At 67.9% G+C, this 19266-nt stretch carries 14 protein-coding genes and 2 pseudogenes; 7 read left to right on the forward strand and 9 right to left on the reverse strand.

What is annotated here, in order from left to right; translation table 11 throughout:
* Together CSW59_RS18935 and ptsP are read right to left on the reverse strand one after the other, a co-directional pair.
* A pseudogene (locus CSW59_RS18935) lies at positions 1 to 785 on the reverse strand (PTS transporter subunit EIIC); the annotation flags it as partial.
* A 15-nt stretch (positions 786 to 800) separates the two neighbouring features.
* Positions 801 to 3417, reverse strand: a pseudogene (gene ptsP / locus CSW59_RS18940) (phosphoenolpyruvate--protein phosphotransferase).
* A 160-nt stretch (positions 3418 to 3577) separates the two neighbouring features.
* Here ptsP and CSW59_RS18945 point away from each other — a divergent pair.
* From CSW59_RS18945 to CSW59_RS18960, 4 genes are read left to right on the forward strand one after another with little or no spacing between them, the layout of a single operon-like run.
* The gene (locus tag CSW59_RS18945; RefSeq protein WP_099445537.1) at positions 3578 to 4342 is read left to right on the forward strand and encodes a GntR family transcriptional regulator; all 765 of its coding nucleotides are present in this window, start codon (positions 3578 to 3580) and stop codon (positions 4340 to 4342) included.
* A gap of 38 nt (positions 4343 to 4380) precedes the next feature.
* The gene (locus CSW59_RS18950) at positions 4381 to 5472 is read left to right on the forward strand and encodes an SIS domain-containing protein (RefSeq protein WP_099445538.1); all 1092 of its coding nucleotides are present in this window, start codon (positions 4381 to 4383) and stop codon (positions 5470 to 5472) included.
* Entirely contained in the window at positions 5472 to 6635 is a 1164-nt protein-coding gene (gene nagA / locus CSW59_RS18955) for an N-acetylglucosamine-6-phosphate deacetylase (protein ID WP_099445539.1), read from the forward strand. The genes CSW59_RS18950 and nagA overlap by 1 nt, the downstream gene beginning before the upstream one ends.
* Entirely contained in the window at positions 6607 to 8919 is a 2313-nt protein-coding gene (locus CSW59_RS18960; RefSeq protein ID WP_099445540.1) for a GH92 family glycosyl hydrolase, read from the forward strand. Before nagA ends, CSW59_RS18960 begins: the two co-directional genes overlap by 29 nt.
* A gap of 45 nt (positions 8920 to 8964) precedes the next feature.
* Here the strand turns inward: CSW59_RS18960 and CSW59_RS18965 are convergent, their stop codons facing one another.
* From CSW59_RS18965 to CSW59_RS18980, 4 genes are all read right to left on the reverse strand, one after another.
* A complete protein-coding gene (locus CSW59_RS18965) occupies positions 8965 to 10485 on the reverse strand; it encodes a cellulase family glycosylhydrolase (RefSeq protein ID WP_099445789.1) in 1521 nt (506 codons plus the stop codon).
* 114 nt (positions 10486 to 10599) lie between these two features.
* Positions 10600 to 12579, reverse strand: a complete 1980-nt coding sequence (locus CSW59_RS18970; protein ID WP_099445541.1) for a TonB-dependent receptor — start codon at positions 12577 to 12579, stop codon at positions 10600 to 10602.
* A gap of 72 nt (positions 12580 to 12651) precedes the next feature.
* Positions 12652 to 13515, reverse strand: a complete 864-nt coding sequence (locus CSW59_RS18975) for a dienelactone hydrolase family protein (protein WP_099445542.1) — start codon at positions 13513 to 13515, stop codon at positions 12652 to 12654.
* Between the two features lie 76 nt (positions 13516 to 13591).
* Complete coding sequence (locus CSW59_RS18980; protein ID WP_099445543.1) at positions 13592 to 14620, reverse strand: N(4)-(beta-N-acetylglucosaminyl)-L-asparaginase; 1029 nt, start codon at positions 14618 to 14620, stop codon at positions 13592 to 13594.
* Positions 14621 to 14673: 53 nt separating this feature from the next.
* Here CSW59_RS18980 and CSW59_RS18985 point away from each other — a divergent pair, with 53 nt between their 5' ends.
* Entirely contained in the window at positions 14674 to 15432 is a 759-nt protein-coding gene (locus tag CSW59_RS18985) for a copper homeostasis protein CutC (protein ID WP_099445544.1), read from the forward strand.
* Here CSW59_RS18985 and CSW59_RS18990 read toward each other — a convergent pair.
* From CSW59_RS18990 to CSW59_RS19000, 3 genes are read right to left on the reverse strand one after another with little or no spacing between them, the layout of a single operon-like run.
* Positions 15429 to 16592 carry a glutathionylspermidine synthase family protein gene (locus CSW59_RS18990; protein ID WP_099445545.1) on the reverse strand — a complete coding sequence of 388 codons (1164 nt, stop codon included), beginning with the start codon at positions 16590 to 16592 and terminating at the stop codon, positions 15429 to 15431. The two genes, CSW59_RS18985 and CSW59_RS18990, sit on opposite strands and share 4 nt — an antisense overlap.
* Entirely contained in the window at positions 16592 to 17344 is a 753-nt protein-coding gene (locus CSW59_RS18995; RefSeq protein ID WP_099445546.1) for a PspA/IM30 family protein, read from the reverse strand. The genes CSW59_RS18990 and CSW59_RS18995 overlap by 1 nt, the downstream gene beginning before the upstream one ends.
* Positions 17345 to 17368: 24 nt before the next feature.
* Positions 17369 to 18040, reverse strand: a complete 672-nt coding sequence (locus CSW59_RS19000) for a YjfI family protein (RefSeq protein WP_099445547.1) — start codon at positions 18038 to 18040, stop codon at positions 17369 to 17371.
* Positions 18041 to 18196: 156 nt separating this feature from the next.
* Here CSW59_RS19000 and CSW59_RS19005 point away from each other — a divergent pair, with 156 nt between their 5' ends.
* Positions 18197 to 18838 carry a YjfK family protein gene (locus CSW59_RS19005; RefSeq protein WP_099445548.1) on the forward strand — a complete coding sequence of 214 codons (642 nt, stop codon included), beginning with the start codon at positions 18197 to 18199 and terminating at the stop codon, positions 18836 to 18838.
* Positions 18839 to 18848: 10 nt separating this feature from the next.
* Positions 18849 to 19262: a DUF350 domain-containing protein gene (locus tag CSW59_RS19010; protein WP_099445549.1), complete on the forward strand. Its 414-nt coding sequence runs from the start codon at positions 18849 to 18851 to the stop codon at positions 19260 to 19262.
* Positions 19263 to 19266: the final 4 nt, after the last annotated feature.

The raw sequence follows: 19266 nt of genomic DNA on the forward strand, positions 1-19266 counted from the left end.
CAGACCAAACATCATCACCGGGAAGAACCCGCTCATGAACGCCCCGGCGGCCGGTCGCCGGCGAAGAAGCGGCGCAGGTCTCCCGTGGCGCCGTGATAGTCGCCGACCACGAACCAGGCGATGTTGTTGAGGATGTGGTGCAGGCCGGTGACGATCAGGACCCGGTTCAGGAACCCGTAGACCACAAGGCCAAGCTCGCCTGAGCCGACCACGGCCCGGCTGGCCGCGTCGACCCCGCCGTTGAGGACGTCATAGCCCAGGCCCAAGAGGACGGCGATCAGCAGGCCCGCCAGCCCTGAGACGATCGGCACGAACCGCCGGCCGCTGAAGAAGGCCAGATACTCGGGCAGCTTGAAGCCCGAGAAGCGGTTGTAGAAGAGGCCGCCGATGATCCCCGAGACGATGCCGATCGGCACGCTGAGCTTTCCCAGCGCCTTGGCCTTATAGGCGGCCGAGGCCAGGTCCGCGTGGGCCTGGACAAGGCCCGCCATCACCTCGGCCGGGACATGCAGCAGGGCTTTGGCGCCCTCGGTGGCGATCAGGAAGCAGACCACGCCCGCCAGGCCCGCCGCGCCGTTGTTCTCGCGGGCCAGGCCCACGGCCACGCCGATGGCGAACAGCAAACCGAGGTTGGAGAAGATCGCATCCCCGGCCGCGGCCACGAAGCCGATGTTGAGGAGGTCTGGCTGGCCCAGGCGCAAGAGCAGGCCCGCCACCGGCAGCACCGCGATCGGCAGCATCAGGGCCCGGCCCAGCGGCTGGAGGATCTCGAGCGGAGACTTCATCGGAGACTTCATGCTTTAGGCTCCGAAGGCTTGGACAAGGCCGCGCACGGCCTGCGGCGAGGTCTGGGCCAGGGCCTGGGCGGCGAGCTTTTGGCAAGCGGCCAGATCAAGATCGCGGACGCGGGCCTTGACCTCCGGGGCGATGGCGGCCGTGGTCGACAGCTCCGTGACCCCAAGGCCCAAGAGGATCGGCGTGGCGGCGACGTCAGAGGCCAGGCCTCCGCAGACCCCGACCCAGCGGCCGTGGACCTTCGCGCCCTGGCAGGTCTGGCTTATCATCCGCAGCACCGCCGGGTGCAGGGCGTCGATCCGGGCGGCCAGCTCGGGATTGCCCCGGTCCATGGCCAGCACGTACTGGGTCAGGTCATTGGTGCCGATCGACAGGAAGTCGGCCTCGGCGGCGATCAGGTCGGCAGTCACGGCCGCAGCCGGCGTCTCGATCATCACGCCCAGCTCGACGTGGTCGGTGATCCCAAGCTCGCGCTTGGCTTCTTCCAGCACAGCCGCACGGCCCGCAGCTCGTCGAGGCTGCCGATCATCGGGACCATGATCTTGCACTGACCCCCTTTTGCGCCTTTGGGCGGAACCACCCGCAGGATGGCGCGCAGCTGGGTCTTCAGGAGATGCGGTCGCCACAGGCTGACGCGCACGCCGCGCAGGCCCAGCGCCGGGTTCTCCTCGGCCGGGATCGGCAGATAGGGCGCGGCCTTGTCGCCGCCGACGTCCAGCGTGCGCACGATCAGCGGCCGCCCCTGCAGGGCGTCGGCGATGGCCTGGTACTGGCGGGCCTGCTCGTCCTCATCGGGCGGGGTCTGGCGGTCCAGGAACAGGAACTCGGTGCGAAGAAGTCCGCTGCCCTCCGCGCCGTTCTCGATCGCCGCCAAGGCGTCCTTGACCGAGCCGGTGTTGGCGAAGACCTCGATGCGGGTTCCGTCCTTCGTCACGGCTGGCGCGTGGGCGGCGGCGTGGGCGGCGGCCTTGCGGGCCTGGCGCTGAGCCAGCTGCGTCTGGGCCGCCTCCAGAGCCGGGGCGTCGGGGGCCACGCGAAGGCTTCCCCCATCAGCGTCGAGGATCAGGGCGGTTCCGTCCGCGATCGACAGCGCCGCGCCGCCCAGCGCCACCAGGGCCGGGATGCCCATGGCCGCAGCCAGGATCGCCACGTGCGAGGTCGGACCGCCGCGCGCGGTGGCGAAGCCGGCGATGACGCCAGGGTCAGCCCCCATCAGCTGCGAGGGCAAAAGCTCGTCGGCCAACAGGATCGAGCCGGGCGGCAGCACCGCGGCGTCATCGTCTTCGCCATTGAGAGCGCGCAGCACCTGGCGCTCCAGGTCGATCAGGTCATCGACCCGCTCGGCCATCCGGCGATCGCCCAGCGCGCGCAGCGCCTCGACATAACCGCCCACCGCCGCGCGCCAGCCAAAGCCGGCGCTCTTGCCCGCCGCGATCAGGCTCTTGGCCTGGGCGAGAAGCTCGGGGTCGTCCAGGAAGGCCAGGTGGGCGGACAGGATAGCCTTGCGGGCCTTGTCGCCCCCAGGGGCGTTTTCTTTGGACGCATTGGCCTCGATCTTGGCGCGGACCTTGTCCAGGGCGGCCACCAGCGCGGCCTCTTCAAAGGCCTGCCCCTCGCCCTGCTCGCGCACGGCGATGTCGGACGAGGCCAGGCGAACGGCCTTGCCGATCGAAAGCCCCGGCGCGGCCAGCACGCCCTTCAGCACCCCGTCGGCCGGCAGCGCCGCCGGCGCCAGCGGCTGCGACGCGATCGGGGCCGGGGCGGGCGCTGGCGCAGCCTTCGCCAAGACCCGAGCCCCCTCGCCCATGCCGCTCTCGATCAGCGCGACGATGGCCGCCACGGCGTTCGCGGCGTCCGCGCCCGAGGCCGTGACCACGATCTCGTCGCCGTGGCGCACAGCCAGGGCCATCAGCCCCACCGGGCTCCTGGCGCTGGCGCGGCGCGCGCCCACGACCAGCGCCGTCTCGCCGCCAAAGGTCTTGGCCAGCTCGGCGATCCGCGCCGCCGGCCGCGCGTGGATCCCGTGCATCAAGGGCACGGTCACCGCGCGGGAAATCTCGTTGGACGCATCCGAGGCGTTCGAGGCCGCCGCACCGCCCAGCGCCCGCAGCTCCATCAGGAAACCGCCCGCCTCCACGGCCTGGTCCTGGTCGCGGCGCACAATCTCGAAGGCTTCGGGATTGGTGATGACCACCGGCGTGATCAAGCTCTTGGCCCGCTGGGCCAGGAAATCCAGATCAAAGCTGATCAGCCCATCGCCCGCGCGCACCGACTGGCCCTCACGCACGCGGACCTCAAAGCCCTCGCCGCCCAGAGCCACCGTCTCAAGCCCCACATGCATCAGAATCTCGGCCCCGCACGCCGCGCGCAGCGTCACCGCGTGACCCGCCCGGTGCACTGAGGCCACAACCCCGTCGCAAGGCGCCACAAGCTCGCCACCCAACGGATCAATCGCAACCCCGTCGCCCAGCATCCGTCCCGCAAACACCGCGTCCGGAGCCTCATCCAAAGACGCGATCCAGCCTTTCAGCGGTGAAGACAGCACCCATGCCGACATCTGAATCGCCCCCTTTCCGCCGCGCTACAACGACGGGACGGCACTACATTCCATTTTAATACCATTTGGCAAGGCCACTTTTGCGCTTTGGCATGGCCACCCTTGCTAAGCCTACGAAATAGCCAATATACAGGGACAAATCGGCGCGACAGGGTATGAAGCGTTGACATCCGCCGTCGGATAATAGGACTCATATTGGTATCCGACGGTTAGACCGCCGGGGTCATGCAACCGCAGGAGGCGGAGCGAGTGTCTCTTTCCCAGCGCATAGGCTTCGCCCACGGGGCGGTTTCTGCGCCGCTATACCTTCAGCTGCAGCGCGCCCTGCGCGAGGCGATCCAATTGAAGGTGCTGAGCCCGGACGACGCCCTCCCCCCCGAACGGGATATGGCCGACGAGTTCAACGTCTCGCGCATCACTGTGCGCAAGGCGCTGGAAGGCTTGGTCAACGAAGGCCTGCTGACCCGCCGCCAGGGCGCCGGCACCTTCGTGGCCGCCCGGGTGGAGAAGAACTTCTCGAAGTTGACCTGCTTCACCGAGGACATGATCTCGCGCGGTCGCGCGCCGCGCAGCGAATGGATCACCCGGGCCGAGGGCGCGGTGACGCCAGAGGAGGCGCTGATGCTGGGCGTCTCGCCCAACACGCCGGTCTACCGCTTCCACCGAATCCGCTTCGCCGACGGCGCGCCCATGGCGATGGAGTACACCACGATCGCCGCCTTCGCCCTGCCCTCGCCCGAGGTGGTCAAGGACTCGCTCTACGAGGCTATGGCCGCGCACGGTCACCGCCCGGCGCGCGCGCTCCAGCGCCTGCGCGGCGTGCTGATCAACCGCGAACACGCGGCGCTGCTGGGCGTGAAACCCAAGGACGCGGGCCTGCTGGTCGAGCGGCGCGGCTTCCTGAAGGATGGCCGGGCCGTCGAGATTTCTAATTCCTACTATCGTGGCGACGCCTACGACTTCGTCGCCGAACTGAACGACGCATCCTGACCGGCGCTCGCGCTGGCATGTTTCAAAGGACCACGAGCTTGGAGGCGACTGTCTTGACCCGTCCTGAAGGCCCCACGACGGGGCGGCTGGCGCCGGAAAGCACGAAGATGTTCGCCGAGGCCGGCCAAGGCGCAGCCGTGGCCAAAGCCCTGCTGGCGGCCAACGCCGAGCGGGTCGCGGCCCTGGCCGAGCGCCTGCGCGCCAATCCGCCTCGCGTCGTGGTGACCTGCGCCCGCGGCAGCAGCGACCACGCCGCGACCTTCGCCCGCTACCTGATCGAGACCAAGGCGGGCGTGCTGACCTCGTCGGTCGGCCTGTCGGTCAGCTCGGTCTATGACGCCTCTCCGAACCTCGAAGGCGCGCTGTGCCTGGCGGTCTCGCAGTCGGGCAAGAGCCCCGACCTGCTGGCGGCGGTGACGGCGGCCAAGGCGGCCGGCGCCTACGCCGTGGCCCTGGTCAATGTCGAGGACTCGCCTCTGGCGCAGTTGGCCGACGCGGTGATCCCGCTGCATGCGGGACCGGAACTGTCGGTGGCGGCCACCAAGTCCTACATCGCCGCCCTGGTGGCGGTGACTCAGTTGATCGCCGCCTGGACGCAGGACGCCGAACTGACGGCGGCGTTGGCGGACCTACCCTCCGCGCTGGAAAAGGCCTGGACCCTGGACTGGTCGGCGGCCGGCAAGCGTCTCGAAACGGCGACCAACCTCTATGTGCTGGGTCGCGGCGTAGGCTTTGGCGTCGCGCTGGAAGCCGCGCTGAAGTTCAAGGAGACCTGCGGCCTGCACGCCGAGGCCTTCAGCGCCGCCGAGGTGCTGCACGGCCCGATGGCTCTGGTGAAGGACGGCTTTCCGGCCCTGGTCTTCGCTCAGAACGACGAGAGCCGCCAAAGCGTCGAAGACATGGCCCAAGGCCTGCGGACGCGCGGCGCCGACGTGTTCCTGGCCGCGCCTGGTAAAGCCGACGGGGGCAAGTCCGGCGATGATCTACTGCCCAGCCTCAAGACCCATCCGGTGCTGGAGCCGATCCTGATGGTCCAGAGCTTCTACCGCATGGCCAACGCCTTGTCGGTGGCGCGCGGCTATGATCCCGATAGCCCACCTCACCTCAACAAGGTCACCGAAACCGTCTGATGCCGGCCGCTCTTATCAACGGCCGGGTAATGACGCCGGCTGGCGTCGTCGAAGGCCACGCCGTACTTGTCGAGGATGGCAAGGTCGTCGCCGTGGTTCCGATGGCGCAGGTCCCCGCTGGGGTCGAGCGCCAGGACCTGAGCGGCGGTCTGCTGGTCCCCGGCTATATCGACACCCAGGTCAATGGTGGCGGCGGCGTCCTTTTCAACGACGCCCCGACCGTAGAGACCATCGCCGCGATCGGCGCGGCGCATCGCGCCTATGGCACGACCGGCTTCCTGCCGACCCTGATCAGCGACGACCTCGATGTCGTGGACAAGGCCCTGCGCGCCACCGAGGCCGCCATCGAAGCGGGCGTGCCCGGCGTGCTGGGCGTCCACATCGAGGGGCCGTTCCTGAACCCCAAGCGCAAGGGCATCCACGACGAGGCCAAGTTCCGGGTCATCGACGAGGAGGCCATCGCCCTGCTCTCTTCGCTCAAGCGCGGCAAGCTGTTGCTGACCCTGGCGCCCGAGCGGACCACGCCCGAGGTCATCGGGCGTCTTTCCAAGGCTGGCGTCATTGTCGCGGCCGGCCACACCAACGCCCGCTACGAGACCATGCGCCAGGCCATCGAGCACGGCCTTACAGGCGTGACCCATCTCTTCAACGCTATGTCGCCCCTGACCAGCCGCGAGCCCGGCGTCGTCGGGGCGGTGCTGGAGGACCAGCACGTGTGGGCGGGGATCATTGTCGACGGCCGCCACGTCGATCCGGTCACCCTGAAGATCGCCCTGCGCGCGCGGCCGCTGAACCGGTTCATGCTGGTCACCGACGCCATGCCGACGGTCGGCATGACCGATAAGCGCTTCACCCTGCAAGGTCGCGAGATCACCGTGCGCGACGGCGTCTGCGTCGACGACGTCGGCACCCTGGCCGGCTCGGACCTCGACATGGCCGCCGCCGTCCGCAACGCGGTGGCGACGCTGGGCCTGTCGCTGGCCGACGCCGTCATGATGGCCTCGGCCGCCCCTGCCGCGTTCCTGGGCCTTGGCCATCAGCGCGGCCAGATCGCCCCCGGCTTCGCCGCCGACTTCTGCCTGCTAGACGACGACCTCAACGTCGCGAAAACCTGGATCGACGGGAAGGAAAACCATGTCCGGAAAGAGCCGCTTCCCGTCTAGGCGGGTCCTCGCCCTCGCGGTCGCGCTGAGCCTGGGTTCCGTCGGACTGGCGAGCGCCCAGTCGGCGCCAGACCTGCTGGCCAAGGTCGATCCGTTCGTCGGCGTCGACGGCGGTGGCGTCACCGGCGGCAACACCGTGCCCGGCGCCGGCGCGCCGTTCGGCTTCGTGTCGCTGAGCCCCGACACCACCAACGCCGACACCAACGGCTACGACTCCAAGAGCCCGATCATGGGCTTCAGCTATACCCATGTCAGTGGCACGGGCGGCTCGGGCAAGTACGGTAATTTTCGGGTCACCCCGACGGTCGGCCCGCTGCGCGTCAACCACCTGCACTACGGCAAGACCGACGAGCGGGCCTCGCCGGGCTACTACGCCGTGGGCCTGGCCAATACCGAAGCCGAGCGGATCAAGGTCGAGCTCACGGCCTCGCGCCGCGTCGGTTTCCAGCGCCTGACCTATCCGGCGCTCGCCGAGAGCAACCTGATCTTCGACGTCAGCTCGGTGATCGCCATGCGCGGCCGCGGCCAGCGCGTGCGTCTGGCCAAGGTCGAGCTGATCGACGACCACACCCTGTCCGGCGAGGTCACGGTCGAGGGCGGCTGGAACCCGACGCCCTATACGCTCTACTTCCACGCCGTCACGGATCGTCCCGCCAAGGCCTTCGGCGCGTGGAAGGCGGGCCAGGGCTGGATGGAGACCAAACCCGGCATCGGCCGCGCGGAAGGCGGCGTCCAGGTCAAGAGCGCGGCCAACCGCCAGGGCCTGATGATCGAGTACGACACCGAGCGCGAGTTCTCCAACCGCCTCGGCGCCTATCTGACCTTCGACACGACCACCAACCGTCAGGTCCAGATGAAGCTGGCCGTGTCGTTCGTCAGCGCCGACAAAGCCCGCGCCAACCTGGCCGAGGAGATGCCCGGCTGGGACTTCGACACCTATCAGGCGGCAACAGCGGCCCAGTGGTCGGACGCCCTGGCCAAGATCAAGGTCGAGGGCGGCACGGACGAGCAGCAACGGATCTTCTATTCGGCGCTCTACCGCTCGCACACCATGCCGCATGATCTGAGCGGCGAGAACGTCTGGTGGAAGTCCGACGAGCCGCACTACGAGGACTTCTACACGCTGTGGGACACCTTCCGGACGCTGCATCCGCTGCTGACGGTGATCCAGCCGCAGCGTCAGCGCGACATGATCCGGTCGCTGATCGACACCTACAAGCACACCGGCTGGATGCCCGACTCCCGCATCGCCGGCGCCAACGGCATGACCCAGGGCGGCTCGAACGGCGACATCCTGATCGCCGACGCGGTGACCAAGAAGCTGGGCGGCTTCGACGTCAACCTGGCCTATGAGGCGATCCGCAAAAACGGCGAAGTCGACAGCGACCAGCCCTTCCTGCAGGGCCGAGTGCTGAAGGACTATCTGAAGCTAGGCTATGTGCCGTTCACGCAGACCCGCTCGGCCTCGCGCACCCTGGAATACGCCTATGACGACTATGCGATCGGCGTCGTCGCCAAGGCGCTGGGCAAGACCCAGGACGCCAAGCGCTACATCGCCCGCTCGGGCAACTGGAAGAACCTCTGGGACGATAGTCTCGGCTGCGTCCGCCCCCGCTATCCGAACGGCGAGTGGGTCGAGAACTACAGCTGCACCTACGAGTATCCCGACCGCTCGGGCCCCTGGTGGGACGCGGTGTTCTATGAAGGCAATTCGCTGCAGTACTCCAGCTTCGTCCCGCAGGACGTGGCGGGGCTGATGGCCAAGACGGGCGGATCCGAGGGTTTCGTCAAATGGCTCGACCACCTGTTCGACGGCCACTACTCACAGAGCAACGAGCCGGATCTGCTGGCGCCCTATCTCTACATCCACGCCGGCCGCCCGGACCGGACTCATGAGATCGCGCGCGGCCTGATGGCCAAGCATTATCGCCTGAGCCGCACCGGCCTGCCGGGCAATGACGACGCTGGCGCCATGTCCAGCTGGTACGTCTGGAACGCGATCGGCCTCTATCCGAACGCTGGCCAGCCCTACTACTACATCGCCTCGCCGGTGTTCTCGCGCAGCGTGATCGCGCTGGAGGGCGGCAAGAGCTTCGAGGTCCGGGCGCCGACGACGTCGGAAGCCAATCGCTATGTCACGGGCGCCAAGCTGAACGGCAAACCGCTAGATCGCGCGTGGATCTCCCACGACGAACTCGCCAAGGGGGGCGTGCTGGAGCTGACCTTGGAAGCGGCGCCGACGGGCTGGGCCGCCCGCTTCACGCCGCCGCCAAACGGGCTCTGACGTATAGGGCCGAGCTCCCACGAGATCGCAAAGCAGAGCCCGCCATCAGGCGGGCTCTAGTTCCACCAGGACGATGTCATTGGCGCGCATGGGAAGATCGACCACCGCTTCGCCCGAGACTTTGATCACCTTGTCGACCTCGGGCCGATCCATCGTTAGGGCCTGAAGCTGGGCGAGCTGGGCCGGCGTCAGAGCGCCGGGCATGCCCATGTCGATGTAGGCGCTGTAGGCGTCATTGGCCCGATAGCCCGTCCGACGCGCGCGAAGGCGGTAGAGGCCAGGCTTGAGGCCAGCCAGACGCATTTGCAGCGCAGGCGCGGGACCCGGCGGATGCAGCTTGGTGTAGAAAGGCCGGTTGCTGACAGTCTGCTCAGGTTGTCGCCAGGCATAGGCCAGCACCGCCACTTTTCGCCCGTCGCGGGCGGCGAAGACCTGAGCGTCCTCGCAGGCGATCGCTTGGCCGCGCAGGGCGTTCAGGTACTTGTAGGCGAACCAGGCTGGCTTGCGGACGCCCTCGGGATTCATCAGCCCAAAGCCCCCCTGGAACGGCGCGGTCGGCGGCCCGGGCTCCTCGAACAGATCGCTATAGGTCCAGTAGCTCATGCCCTGTACGAGGCCCTGGGTGCGCCTCAGCTTGTCCAAGATGTAGGCCGCGCTGACATAGCTGTCATGAACGCTGTCGCGCGGCGTGTAGCTGGTGCTCCATTCGGTGAAATAGAGCGGCAGACCTGGGAATGGCGAGGCTTCTATCTGCTCTCGGACTCTGCGCACGTCACCGACGACCGCGTCCGGAGAGGCCGAGAGTTTGGTGTCCTGCTGGCCCTTCTCGTCAAGGAAGCCGCCGTCGACGCCATAGGTGTGGGTGGTCACGAAATCGACAGGCGCGCCGCTTTGCTTGACGTGCGCGAGGAACTCCGGAACCCAGGCCGCGCCGGCCGTCGACGGCCCACCGACAGGCAGAGCTGGATCAATCGCCTTGATGGCGCGCGCTGTGACATCATAGAGCTCGAAATAGGCGGCCTGGTCGGCCTTCTCCCAGAAGCCATCCAGGTTCGGTTCGTTCCAGACCTCGAAGAACCAGGTCCGCACCTCCTCGGCGCCATAACGCTGGCGAATATGCCGGACAAAGGCGTCGATCAGGTCGCGCCACGGCTCCAGCTTGGGGTGGGAGGTGTTGCCCTTCCAGTAGAAGATCGTCTGGTCCGAGGTCTTCATCGCCTCCGGCGTGAAGCCCAGCTCGACAAACGGCTTGATGCCCTTGGCGAGTAACGCGTCGTAGAGCTGGTCGATCTTGGTCCAGTCATAGACAATCTTGCCATCCCGAACCTTCACCGTGCCCAGTACGTCGTGGAAGATCGCGTGGAAGCGGATGTAGCGAAATCCCAGCTCGTCCACTGCGGTCTTCAGTTGGGTCTGGCTGTCGGCGCGGATGAGGGTACCGGGATAGTCCGCCCCCACCGAGAGATCGAAGAAGCGGTCTACGGGACCCGTGGTTTTCGCCGTGTCGAGACGGATCACGCGGGGAGCCGCCGACGCGGCGTCGGCAATGGCTGGCAGGCTCGACATAGCCGCCAGCAAGGCGCGGCGCGACAGGCGCATGGTGTTCCTCCTCAACTTTTGAAAAGAGGGCTACCCGGTCGTGACAGCGCTATCAAGGTCTATAGTCGATGATCGCAACGCCTATCGACGGAGCGCGAAGCCCACGAAGACCGTCCGAGGCGCGGCGTAACTGGTCACGCCGTCGGCGGTCTGGGCCACGGCGAGATCGGTGTTCAACGCGTTGTCGGCGGCCAGATAGATCTCGCTGGTCGGCGACAGCGCCCAGCCGGCGCGAAGGTCAAGGCTGGCCCCCGCCTTCAGCGTCCGGAGGTTCAGGTCGTCCTCGTAGCGTTTGCTCTCGTAGCGCAGGTCGGCGTCCAGGCTGAGGCGCTGCAGCGGTCTCCAGCGCGCGCCGGCGGTTATGGTCAAGGCCGGCGCCTGGGCGGGACGCTTGTCGGTCAGCTGGGGCGCCAGACCGCCGCCGTCGACGCGGGCATGGGTCGCAGAGAAGGCGGCGCGAACTGTCCAGGCCGGCGACAGGTCGGCGGCGATATCGCCCTCCAGACCATAGGCGTTGATCTCCCCCGCGTTGCGGCGCTGGCGCAGCACGCCGCCGGCCGGGATGAAGCCCGCCACCGGGAAGGTCCCCGGCCCGACGCCGATCGTCACATTGGTGATCGGATCCTGAATCTGATTGTAAAAGAGACCGAGGTTCCACGCGACCGCACCCTCGCCCGAGAGGCCAGCCTCGACGCCATAGAGCGTCTCGGGCTTCAGGGCGGAATTAGCCTCGGTCACGTCGTTGCCGACCCGGAACGGACGGTGCAGTTCGTTCAGCGTGGGCGGCCGAAAGCTCGCATAGGCGGCGGCCCGGACCCAGGTGTCGTCGATCAGACGCTGGCGCACGCCGGCGCGCGCCGTCGGCGTCGTCCCGGAGGCGTCTGCCACGGCCGCGTCGAGAGTCAGCGCGCCGGTCGCCGCATCCCGCTCGCGCCTGACGCCGTGATACGAGCGCCAGCCGTCCAGCCGCGCCCCGCCGGTCACCGAGAAGTCTGGCTGGCTATAGGCCGTCTCGGCATAGACGCCGCCGACCAGGGTACGACCGCCGGCGGTTCGCTGCCGGGTGAAGACGCCGTTCTGGTAGCGGAAGCGCTCGTTCGTCCGCCCCTCGGTCGCCCGGACGTCGCCTCCCAGCTCCCACGACCAGTCACCGGCCTTGTCCTGCCAGGCGGCGTTCAGGCCATAGCCACTGGCGGGCGTGGAGTACTGGTCGTTGGCTGGCGTCGTCGCGGTCCGTCCAGCAGCGACGGCGGCTGAGGTATTCTCCAGATCGCTGGATCGCGTCCAGGCTTGCAGGCGCCAACGGTCGCCCGCGACAGTGAGCGCCAGTGAGCTTCCCGTGGCGTTCGACTTGGCGCCGAACAGGCCGGCGCCGCGCTTTTCTTGGAAAGCGCCCATCCGCGCCGCCCAGCGCACGCCGCCCGCCTCGCCCTGGACGCGGGCGGTGATCGCGCCATCCTCAAGCGTGGTCGGGACATCGGCCGCGCCCGCTGCCGCGCCGCGCACCGGGCGATAGCCGTCGGTGCGCGAGCCGCTGGCGGTCAGCAGCACGTGATCGGTTCCGAGGGTCCCGGCAGCACGCCAGCTATCGCGCTCGCCGGCCTGGACCGAAAGACTGGAAAGGCCGCCGCCGACCGCGCGCTCTCGCAACGCCACCACGCCGGTCAGAGCGCCAGCGCCATAAGGCCCCGCCCCCGCACCGCGCACGATGGTCGCGCCGGAGAGGCTCTCGCCGGGCAAGGCTGTCCAGATGACCCAGCCGCCGAAGGGATCATTCTGAGGCGCGCCGTCCAGCGTCACCAGCGCCCGCCCCGCGCCCGACGGCGCGACCGCGCGCAGGGACAGACCCTGGATCGTCGGATTGGCCGCGTCGCTGCCGGTGCGCCGAAACAGCGACACGCCCGGCGTCGTTTTCAGGACATCGTCCAGCCGCGCCGACGCCCCGAGCTGCGCGGCGTCATAGCTCGCGGTCGAGAAGGCCTCCTGCCCGGCCAACGGCGGCAGTCTCGGCGCCTCGACGATGACAGCGGAGACCGGGGGCGGCGGGGCGTCGAATAGCACGGAGACCTCAAGGTTGCGGACGGCCAGGGTTTAGCCAAAGCCCTCGCCGCCCGCCATCGTTCCCCTCGCGGATCAGCCCAGCGTCTTCTTGTAGAGCGCCAGAAGGTTGCTCCACGCCCGCTCGGCGGCGGCCTCATTGTAGACTTGGCTGCCCTTGACGGTCCAACCGTGGTTGGCGCCCTCGAAGACCTCGATCTGGGCCGGGATCTTGGCATCGGCGAAGGCGGCTTTCAGCTTGTCCTTCACGGTCGGGTCCTGCTTGTCGTCGTTGTCGGCGATCTCGATCAGGTATTCGGCCTTGGTCTTGGGCAGCAGCAGGTGGGGGCTGTCGGGCTTGGCCGTCAGCAGGCCGCCGCCATGGAACGAGGCCACGGCCGCGATGCGGTCCGGGACGGCGGCGGCGGTCTGGAACGACAGCGGGCCGCCCATGCAGTAGCCCTGCACGCCGACCTTCTTGGCCTTGTTGGTCTGGGGCTGAGCATCGAGGAAGGCGATGTAGGCCACCGCGTCCTTGAACGTGCCCTCGGGCGTGACCGTGGCGCGCATCGGCATCAGCTTGGCGCGGTCCTCGGGGTTGGCGAAGTTGAAGCTGCCCTGGATCACCGGCGCCTTCTGGACGCGGTAGTAGAGGTTCGGAACCAGCACGACATAGCCGGCCGCGGCGAGGCGACGGCCCATGTCGCGGAACACCGGCCGCAGGCTCATCACGTCGGGCCACAGCAGCACGGCAGGATATTTGCCCTTGGCCTTCGGATAGAACAGCGCCGCGTCGGCGGTCCCGTCCGGCGTCTTGATCTCGACATCCTTCTCCACGACCGTGTCGTCGGCGCGAGCGACGGTCGCGACGCCGGTCAGGGCGACCGTCATCAGGCCGAACGCACGGCGGGAAACACTGGGGTCGTGCACGAGGCCTTGGTGGATATCGTCATCGCACATGGCGGTCTCCTCCGGATGATTGGGCGGGCACGCTATAACTGCGTTATCGGTTCGCCTATCCACTTTACGTAGCAGGTCAGACTCCGGATGCGTAGGTCGCCTTGCCCGGCAGCAACAGGTCCTGCTTGCGGCCGTCGCACAGGGCGTAGCTGAAGCCTGACTGGATCGCCCAGGCCCCGACCTCGCCCTGCTTGTTGATCGCCAGGAAGCCGACCTGGATGTCCTTGGCCTGGGGCTTCTTCTTCAGGATCCGCTCGACGGCCTCGCGGCAGGCGGCCTCGGGCGAACGGCCCTGGCGCATCAGCTCGACCACGAGAAAGCTGCCGACATTGCGGATCACTTCCTCGCCCACGCCGGTCGAGGTCGCGCCGCCGACCTCGTTGTCGACATAGAGCCCCGCGCCGATGATCGGGCTGTCCCCCACCCGGCCGCGCATCTTCCAGGCCATGCCGCTGGTGGTGCAGGCGCCGGCGATGTTCCCCTTGGCGTCGATGGCCAGCATGCCGATGGTGTCGTGATTGTTGGCGCCGCCGGGCGTGCCGAGCTGGCCCGTGGTCTTGCCGTAGTCCATGACCTCGCTGTTGGCCTTGGGCTGGTACTTGGCCTCCTTCTTCCACGCCTCCCAGGCGGCCCTCGATTCCGGCGTCAGCAGCTCCTCGCGCGGGAAGCCCTGCTCCAGCGCGAACTGCAACGCGCCGGCCCCGACCAGCATCACGTGCGGGGTCTTTTCCATCACGCGGCGGGCGACCGAGATCGGATGGGCGATATGCTCCATCGCCGCGACAGAACCGCAGTTGCCCAGCTCGTCCATGATGCAGGCGTCGAGCGACACGTGGCCGTCGCGGTCGGGATAGCCGGCCCGACCCACGCTATGGTTCTTGAGGTCCTGTTCGGGAACGCGCGCGCCAGCCTCGACCGCGTCCAGCGCGCGGCCGCCCTTGGACAGCACAGCCCAGGCCGCCTGGTTGGCCGCGACGCCGAAGTCCCAGGTGGAGATCACGCAGGGGCCACCCAAACGCACGCCTTCGCCCGCCGCCGTTGCCCGCCCGCTGATCATTGTCGATCCGGCGAGGGTCGCGCCGATCAGGCCTCTACGATTCATCATGCCGGTGTGCTCCAAGAAGACCGCCGAATCCGTACCACGGCCGGAGAGAGACCATGACCGCCGCCAATGATCTTGTGAAAGGGCGCGTCCTGCTGGAAGTCTGTGTCGATACGCCCGCCGGATTGGCGGCGGCGATCGCCGGCGGGGCGGATCGGATCGAACTTTGCGCGGCCTTGACGCTGCAAGGCCTGACGCCCGCGCCTGGCCTCATGGCGCTGGCCGCTGCCTCGCCGATCCCGGTCTATCCGATGATCCGGCCCCGCAACGGCGACTTCTGCTATGATACGCGCGACCTGGACGCCATGAAGCGCGACATCGACGCCGTCCGCGCCTACGGCCTGGAGGGCGTCAGCATTGGCGCCAGCCGCCCGGACGGGGAACTGGACCTCGAGGTGCTGGCCGCTTTGGTCGAGCATGCGCAAGGCTTGGGCCTGACCCTGCATCGCGCCTTCGACCTCGTAGCGGATCAATCAGCGGCCCTGGAGGCCGCAATCGAGATGGGCTTCGAGCGCGTGCTCACCTCGGGCGGCGCGATCAGCGCGGTGGTCGGCGCAGAGCGGATCGCGGCCCTGATGACCCAGGCAGGCGGCCGTATCAGCATCCTGGCCGGCGCCGGGGTCAGGGTCTCGAACATCGCCGAACTCGTCCGCACGACGGGCGTACGCGAGGTGCACGGCTCATTCGGCGCGGCGAAACCCGGCGCCGATCCGGCGTCGAAGCTCGGCGCCATGGGCTTTGTTCCGCCGACACTACAGGACACCGACCAGGCCACGGTGGCCGAGGTGGTTCGGATCCTGCGCGGCCTATCCTAGCCCTCGATGATGTGCGGCACGAACCGCGAGCGGTCGCGGGTCACGCGGCCCCGATCCTCGCGCACGCCGATCCCGGCCGGCTGGTCGCCGATCACCCAGGAGCCGACCACGGGATAGTTCGCGCCGAACTTGGGCGGCGGCTTCAGTTCCTGGCGGATCCAGCCTTCGGCGCCATAGCCCTGGTCCAGCACCCGGCCCTTGCGGCCGTTGGTCCACAGCTCGACGTTCGCGCCCTCTCGGCTGAACAGCGGCTTGCGGGCGTAGCTGGAGCCCAGCCGCTCGACCTTGGGATCGTCGTCGAAATAGGTCTCCAGCAGGTTCGGATGACCGGGATGCCGCTCCCACAGCAGCGGCAGCAGGGCCTTGTTCGACAGCAGCGCCTTCCAGGGCGGCTCGATGAACAGGGTCTTGGAGCCGGCGATGTTAGCCGCGTACGGCTCGCGCAGCATGTCCTCCCAGGGGTACAGCTTGAACATCGCGCCGATGAGGTAGTTGTCCTGGTCGATGAAGCGGCCGTCGGCGTCGAGGCCGATCTCCGTGGTCGGGACGAACTTGGGCTCAAGCCCCGCCAGCCGCGCCATATCCTCCAGGAACCGCACCGTCTGGCGATCCTCGACGAAGTCCGGATCGCTGGCGAAGTGGACGAAGCCGCCGCTGGGGAAGATCGCCCTGAGGCGCTCGGCGAGTTGGTCGTGCAGGCTGTTGAACTGGTCCGTGCTGTCCGGCAGCGCGCCGCGTTGGATCAGGTCCTCCAGCCACAGCCACTGGAACACCGCCGCCTCATAGATGCTGGTCGGCGTGTCGGCGTTGTACTCGTAGAGCTTGGGCGGCCCCGCCCCATCGTAGAAGAAATCGAAGCGGCCATAGAGCGAAGGATCGCGCGCCTTCCACGAGGCGGCGACGACATCGCGCGAAGCCTCGGGAATCTGGAGTTTCGCCATCAAGGCGTCGCTACCGATGGCCTCCTCGACGAACTCCAAACACAGCTTGTGCAGGGCCTCGGTCGCGGGCTCCAGATGGCCTTCGACCTCGTCCAGCGTGAAGGCGTAGGCCGCCCGCTCGTCCCAATAGCGACGACCGTCGGCGTGATGCCAGGTGAAGCCGACGGCCTCGGCCCTGGACTTCCAGTCCGGCCGAGGCGTCAGGGAAAGACGGCGCATCAGGCGTCCTTGGACCCGGCCTTGACCTTGTCCTCGATCGCCAGCATCGGAGCCGGCAGCGCCTCGTCCTTCGGCGCCATCAGGCGGGCCAGAACATCCTCGGCCCCGCCGCCGCCCGGCAGGATGCCCGCTGCGGCAAGCTTGGCGTCGAGATCGGCGCCGGTCTTGCGGTCCTCGGTCTCGTTATGCAGCCGGAACTGCTCCTCGCGCACCGCCTGACGCTCCTTGATGCGCTTGAGGCTATCGGCGGCCGAACCGACGACGCCGCTGGCCGAGCCCGAACGGGAGATCACGGCGGCCTGGGCCTTCTGGACGCTCTCGTTGACCTTGACGATCTCGATCTCGCGGCGCAGCGCCTCGACCTTGGTGTCGGTCTGGGCGATGATCGTGCGCAGCCTTTCCTCGGCGGCGCGCAACTCGGTCATCTGGGTCGACTTCTGCGTCGCGTCCGTCTCGAGGTCGGCGATGCGCTGAGCCACTTCCAGGGCCAGGGCCTGGTCGCCCTTGTTCATGGCGGCGCGCGCCGAGGTCTCATACTTGCGCGACTGGTCGGTCAGTTGGGCGACCTCGGTCTCCAGCGACCGGCGGCGCGCGACCAGCTTGGCCAGTTCGTCCCGGGCCTTGCCCTGGGCGTTGTCGGCGTCGCGGATTTCCTGGTCCAGGATTCGCAAAGCGTTCGCGTCCACGATGGTCTGCGCCCCATCGTGCGCGGTCCCGCGGAACAGGGCCGAGAGCTTGCTCCAGATCGACATGAGTAGGTCTCCAGGTCTTGTTCGTTAGGCGGCCGCGCCGCGGCTCTTTTCAAAACTGTCGCGCAGATCGCTGGCGGCGGCGATGGCGTTGTCGGCCAGGGTGCGCAGCTCGATCACCAGGGTCTGCAGGGTGGTCTTGGACGAAATCTCGCCCATCAGTTCATAATAGTCGCGACCTTCGATGGTCGTGATGCCGAAATTCGACAGCGGCACGATCTTCTGGGCCTTGAGCAGGAATTCGTTGAACGCCGCGCGATCGTTCTGTTCGTCACAGGGCCAAAGGATGGTCGAGACCACCAACTGCAGGCCGCCGCCGCTGACATAGATCGGCAGGTCGCCGAACTCGTGCATGACCACCATCAGGACAGGCTCAACGCCCTCGACGACGGTGACGGTCATTTCGTCCTCACGGACAAGGGAACTCTCCACCAGCCCGTCACGCAGGGTGTGGATCGTCCAGGCGGTGTCGATAACGGAATCCATGTGTCTGACGCCCTTGGGAGGGTTGGGGTTGGTTTTCAGGGCCGGCCCGCGGGCCGACTCCACGACGATCGCTTGGACAGCCGAAAGAATGTCGGGCTTGCACGCCGCCGGCGCCCAGACCTCGATCTTCACGAAGCCGGCTTGCCGACGGGCTTCACGCCACGCGCGGGTTCTTTCGGCGGCCTGAGCGCCTCTCGTCGGTTTGGCAGGCATGCGTTACATGTACGCATAACATGTACGCTTGACAAGACGCCGTTCAGCGTCATCCTGCGCCCGACTTCACTCAGGGACAAGCGCGTCCATGGGGAGCGCTGACGTCGCCGATCAGATAGGCATGTCGGCCAGGGATTCGAGGGCTCGCGCACCGCGATGTTCGGAAAGCTTTTTGGCAGGAAGGACGCCCAGCGCCCCGCCCTGCCCGTCATCCGCAACGTGACCATAGGCCGGACCGTGGTGCTGGACCCTCTGGCCTGGCGACGCCTGGGCGGCGAAGCGAAGTTCGCCCTGGATCGCGACACCTTGGAGATCACCGCCCAAGGCCTGATCCACCTGAACGACGGCGCGTTCGTGCATCGGTTCTATACGGACGACGAAATCCTGTTTCAGGTGGTCTCGGACGACCGCGAAGGCCAGCGCGCCAACGACTTCACCGTCTTCGTTCCGTGGGCCAGCGAGTATCCGGCCGACCGCGCCGACCGCGACCTGTGGGCCGAGCGCCTGCGCGCCCGAACCTTCCAGCCCGAGGGCCTGCCGGAGTACCGCCGCCTCTGGTTCGGCGAGGACGCCGAGCGGCAGGACCCCGTTACCCTGTGGGAAGACGTCTATTACGACCGCGAGGGCGCGACGCCCGACCGGCGGCTCTTCCAGACCACCATGCTGTTCCACCGCGAGCTTTCGGGCGGCGAGGGCCGCGAACTCTTGCTGGCGCTGACCGCCGAGCCCGAGGACGGTGACGTGACGCACGAGACGATGATCGGCCTGCCGCTGTCGGTGGGCGAGTTCAAGGCTTAGGGAGAGGCCGATGTTCGACTTCACGGCGTTCCAGGACGGAGCGATCGCGTTCCTGGTGGCCTTCGTGGCCGCGGGCCTGTTCACGATCGCCTTCAAGTATATCTACCAGTGGGTGACGCCCTATAATGAAAAGGCGTTGATCCGGCAGGGCAACCTGGCTGCGGCCATCGCCCTGGCCGGCGCCTTGATCGGCTACGTCCTGCCGTTGGCCTCGGCGCTGAGCCACACGGTCAGCCTGCCCGAGTTCGCGGCCTGGGCGACCCTGGCTGGCGTCATCCAGATCGCCGCCTTCACGGGCGTGCGCCTCGTCGCCCTGCCCGACGTCAAGGCGCGCATCGAGAACGGCGAGACCTCGATCGGGGTCTATCTGGCGGGCATCTCCATCGCCGTCGGCGTGCTGAACGCCGCCTGCATGACGACCTGAGGAG

This window comes from Caulobacter sp. BP25 (assembly GCF_002737755.1).
Taxonomy (GTDB): Bacteria; Pseudomonadota; Alphaproteobacteria; order Caulobacterales; family Caulobacteraceae; genus Caulobacter.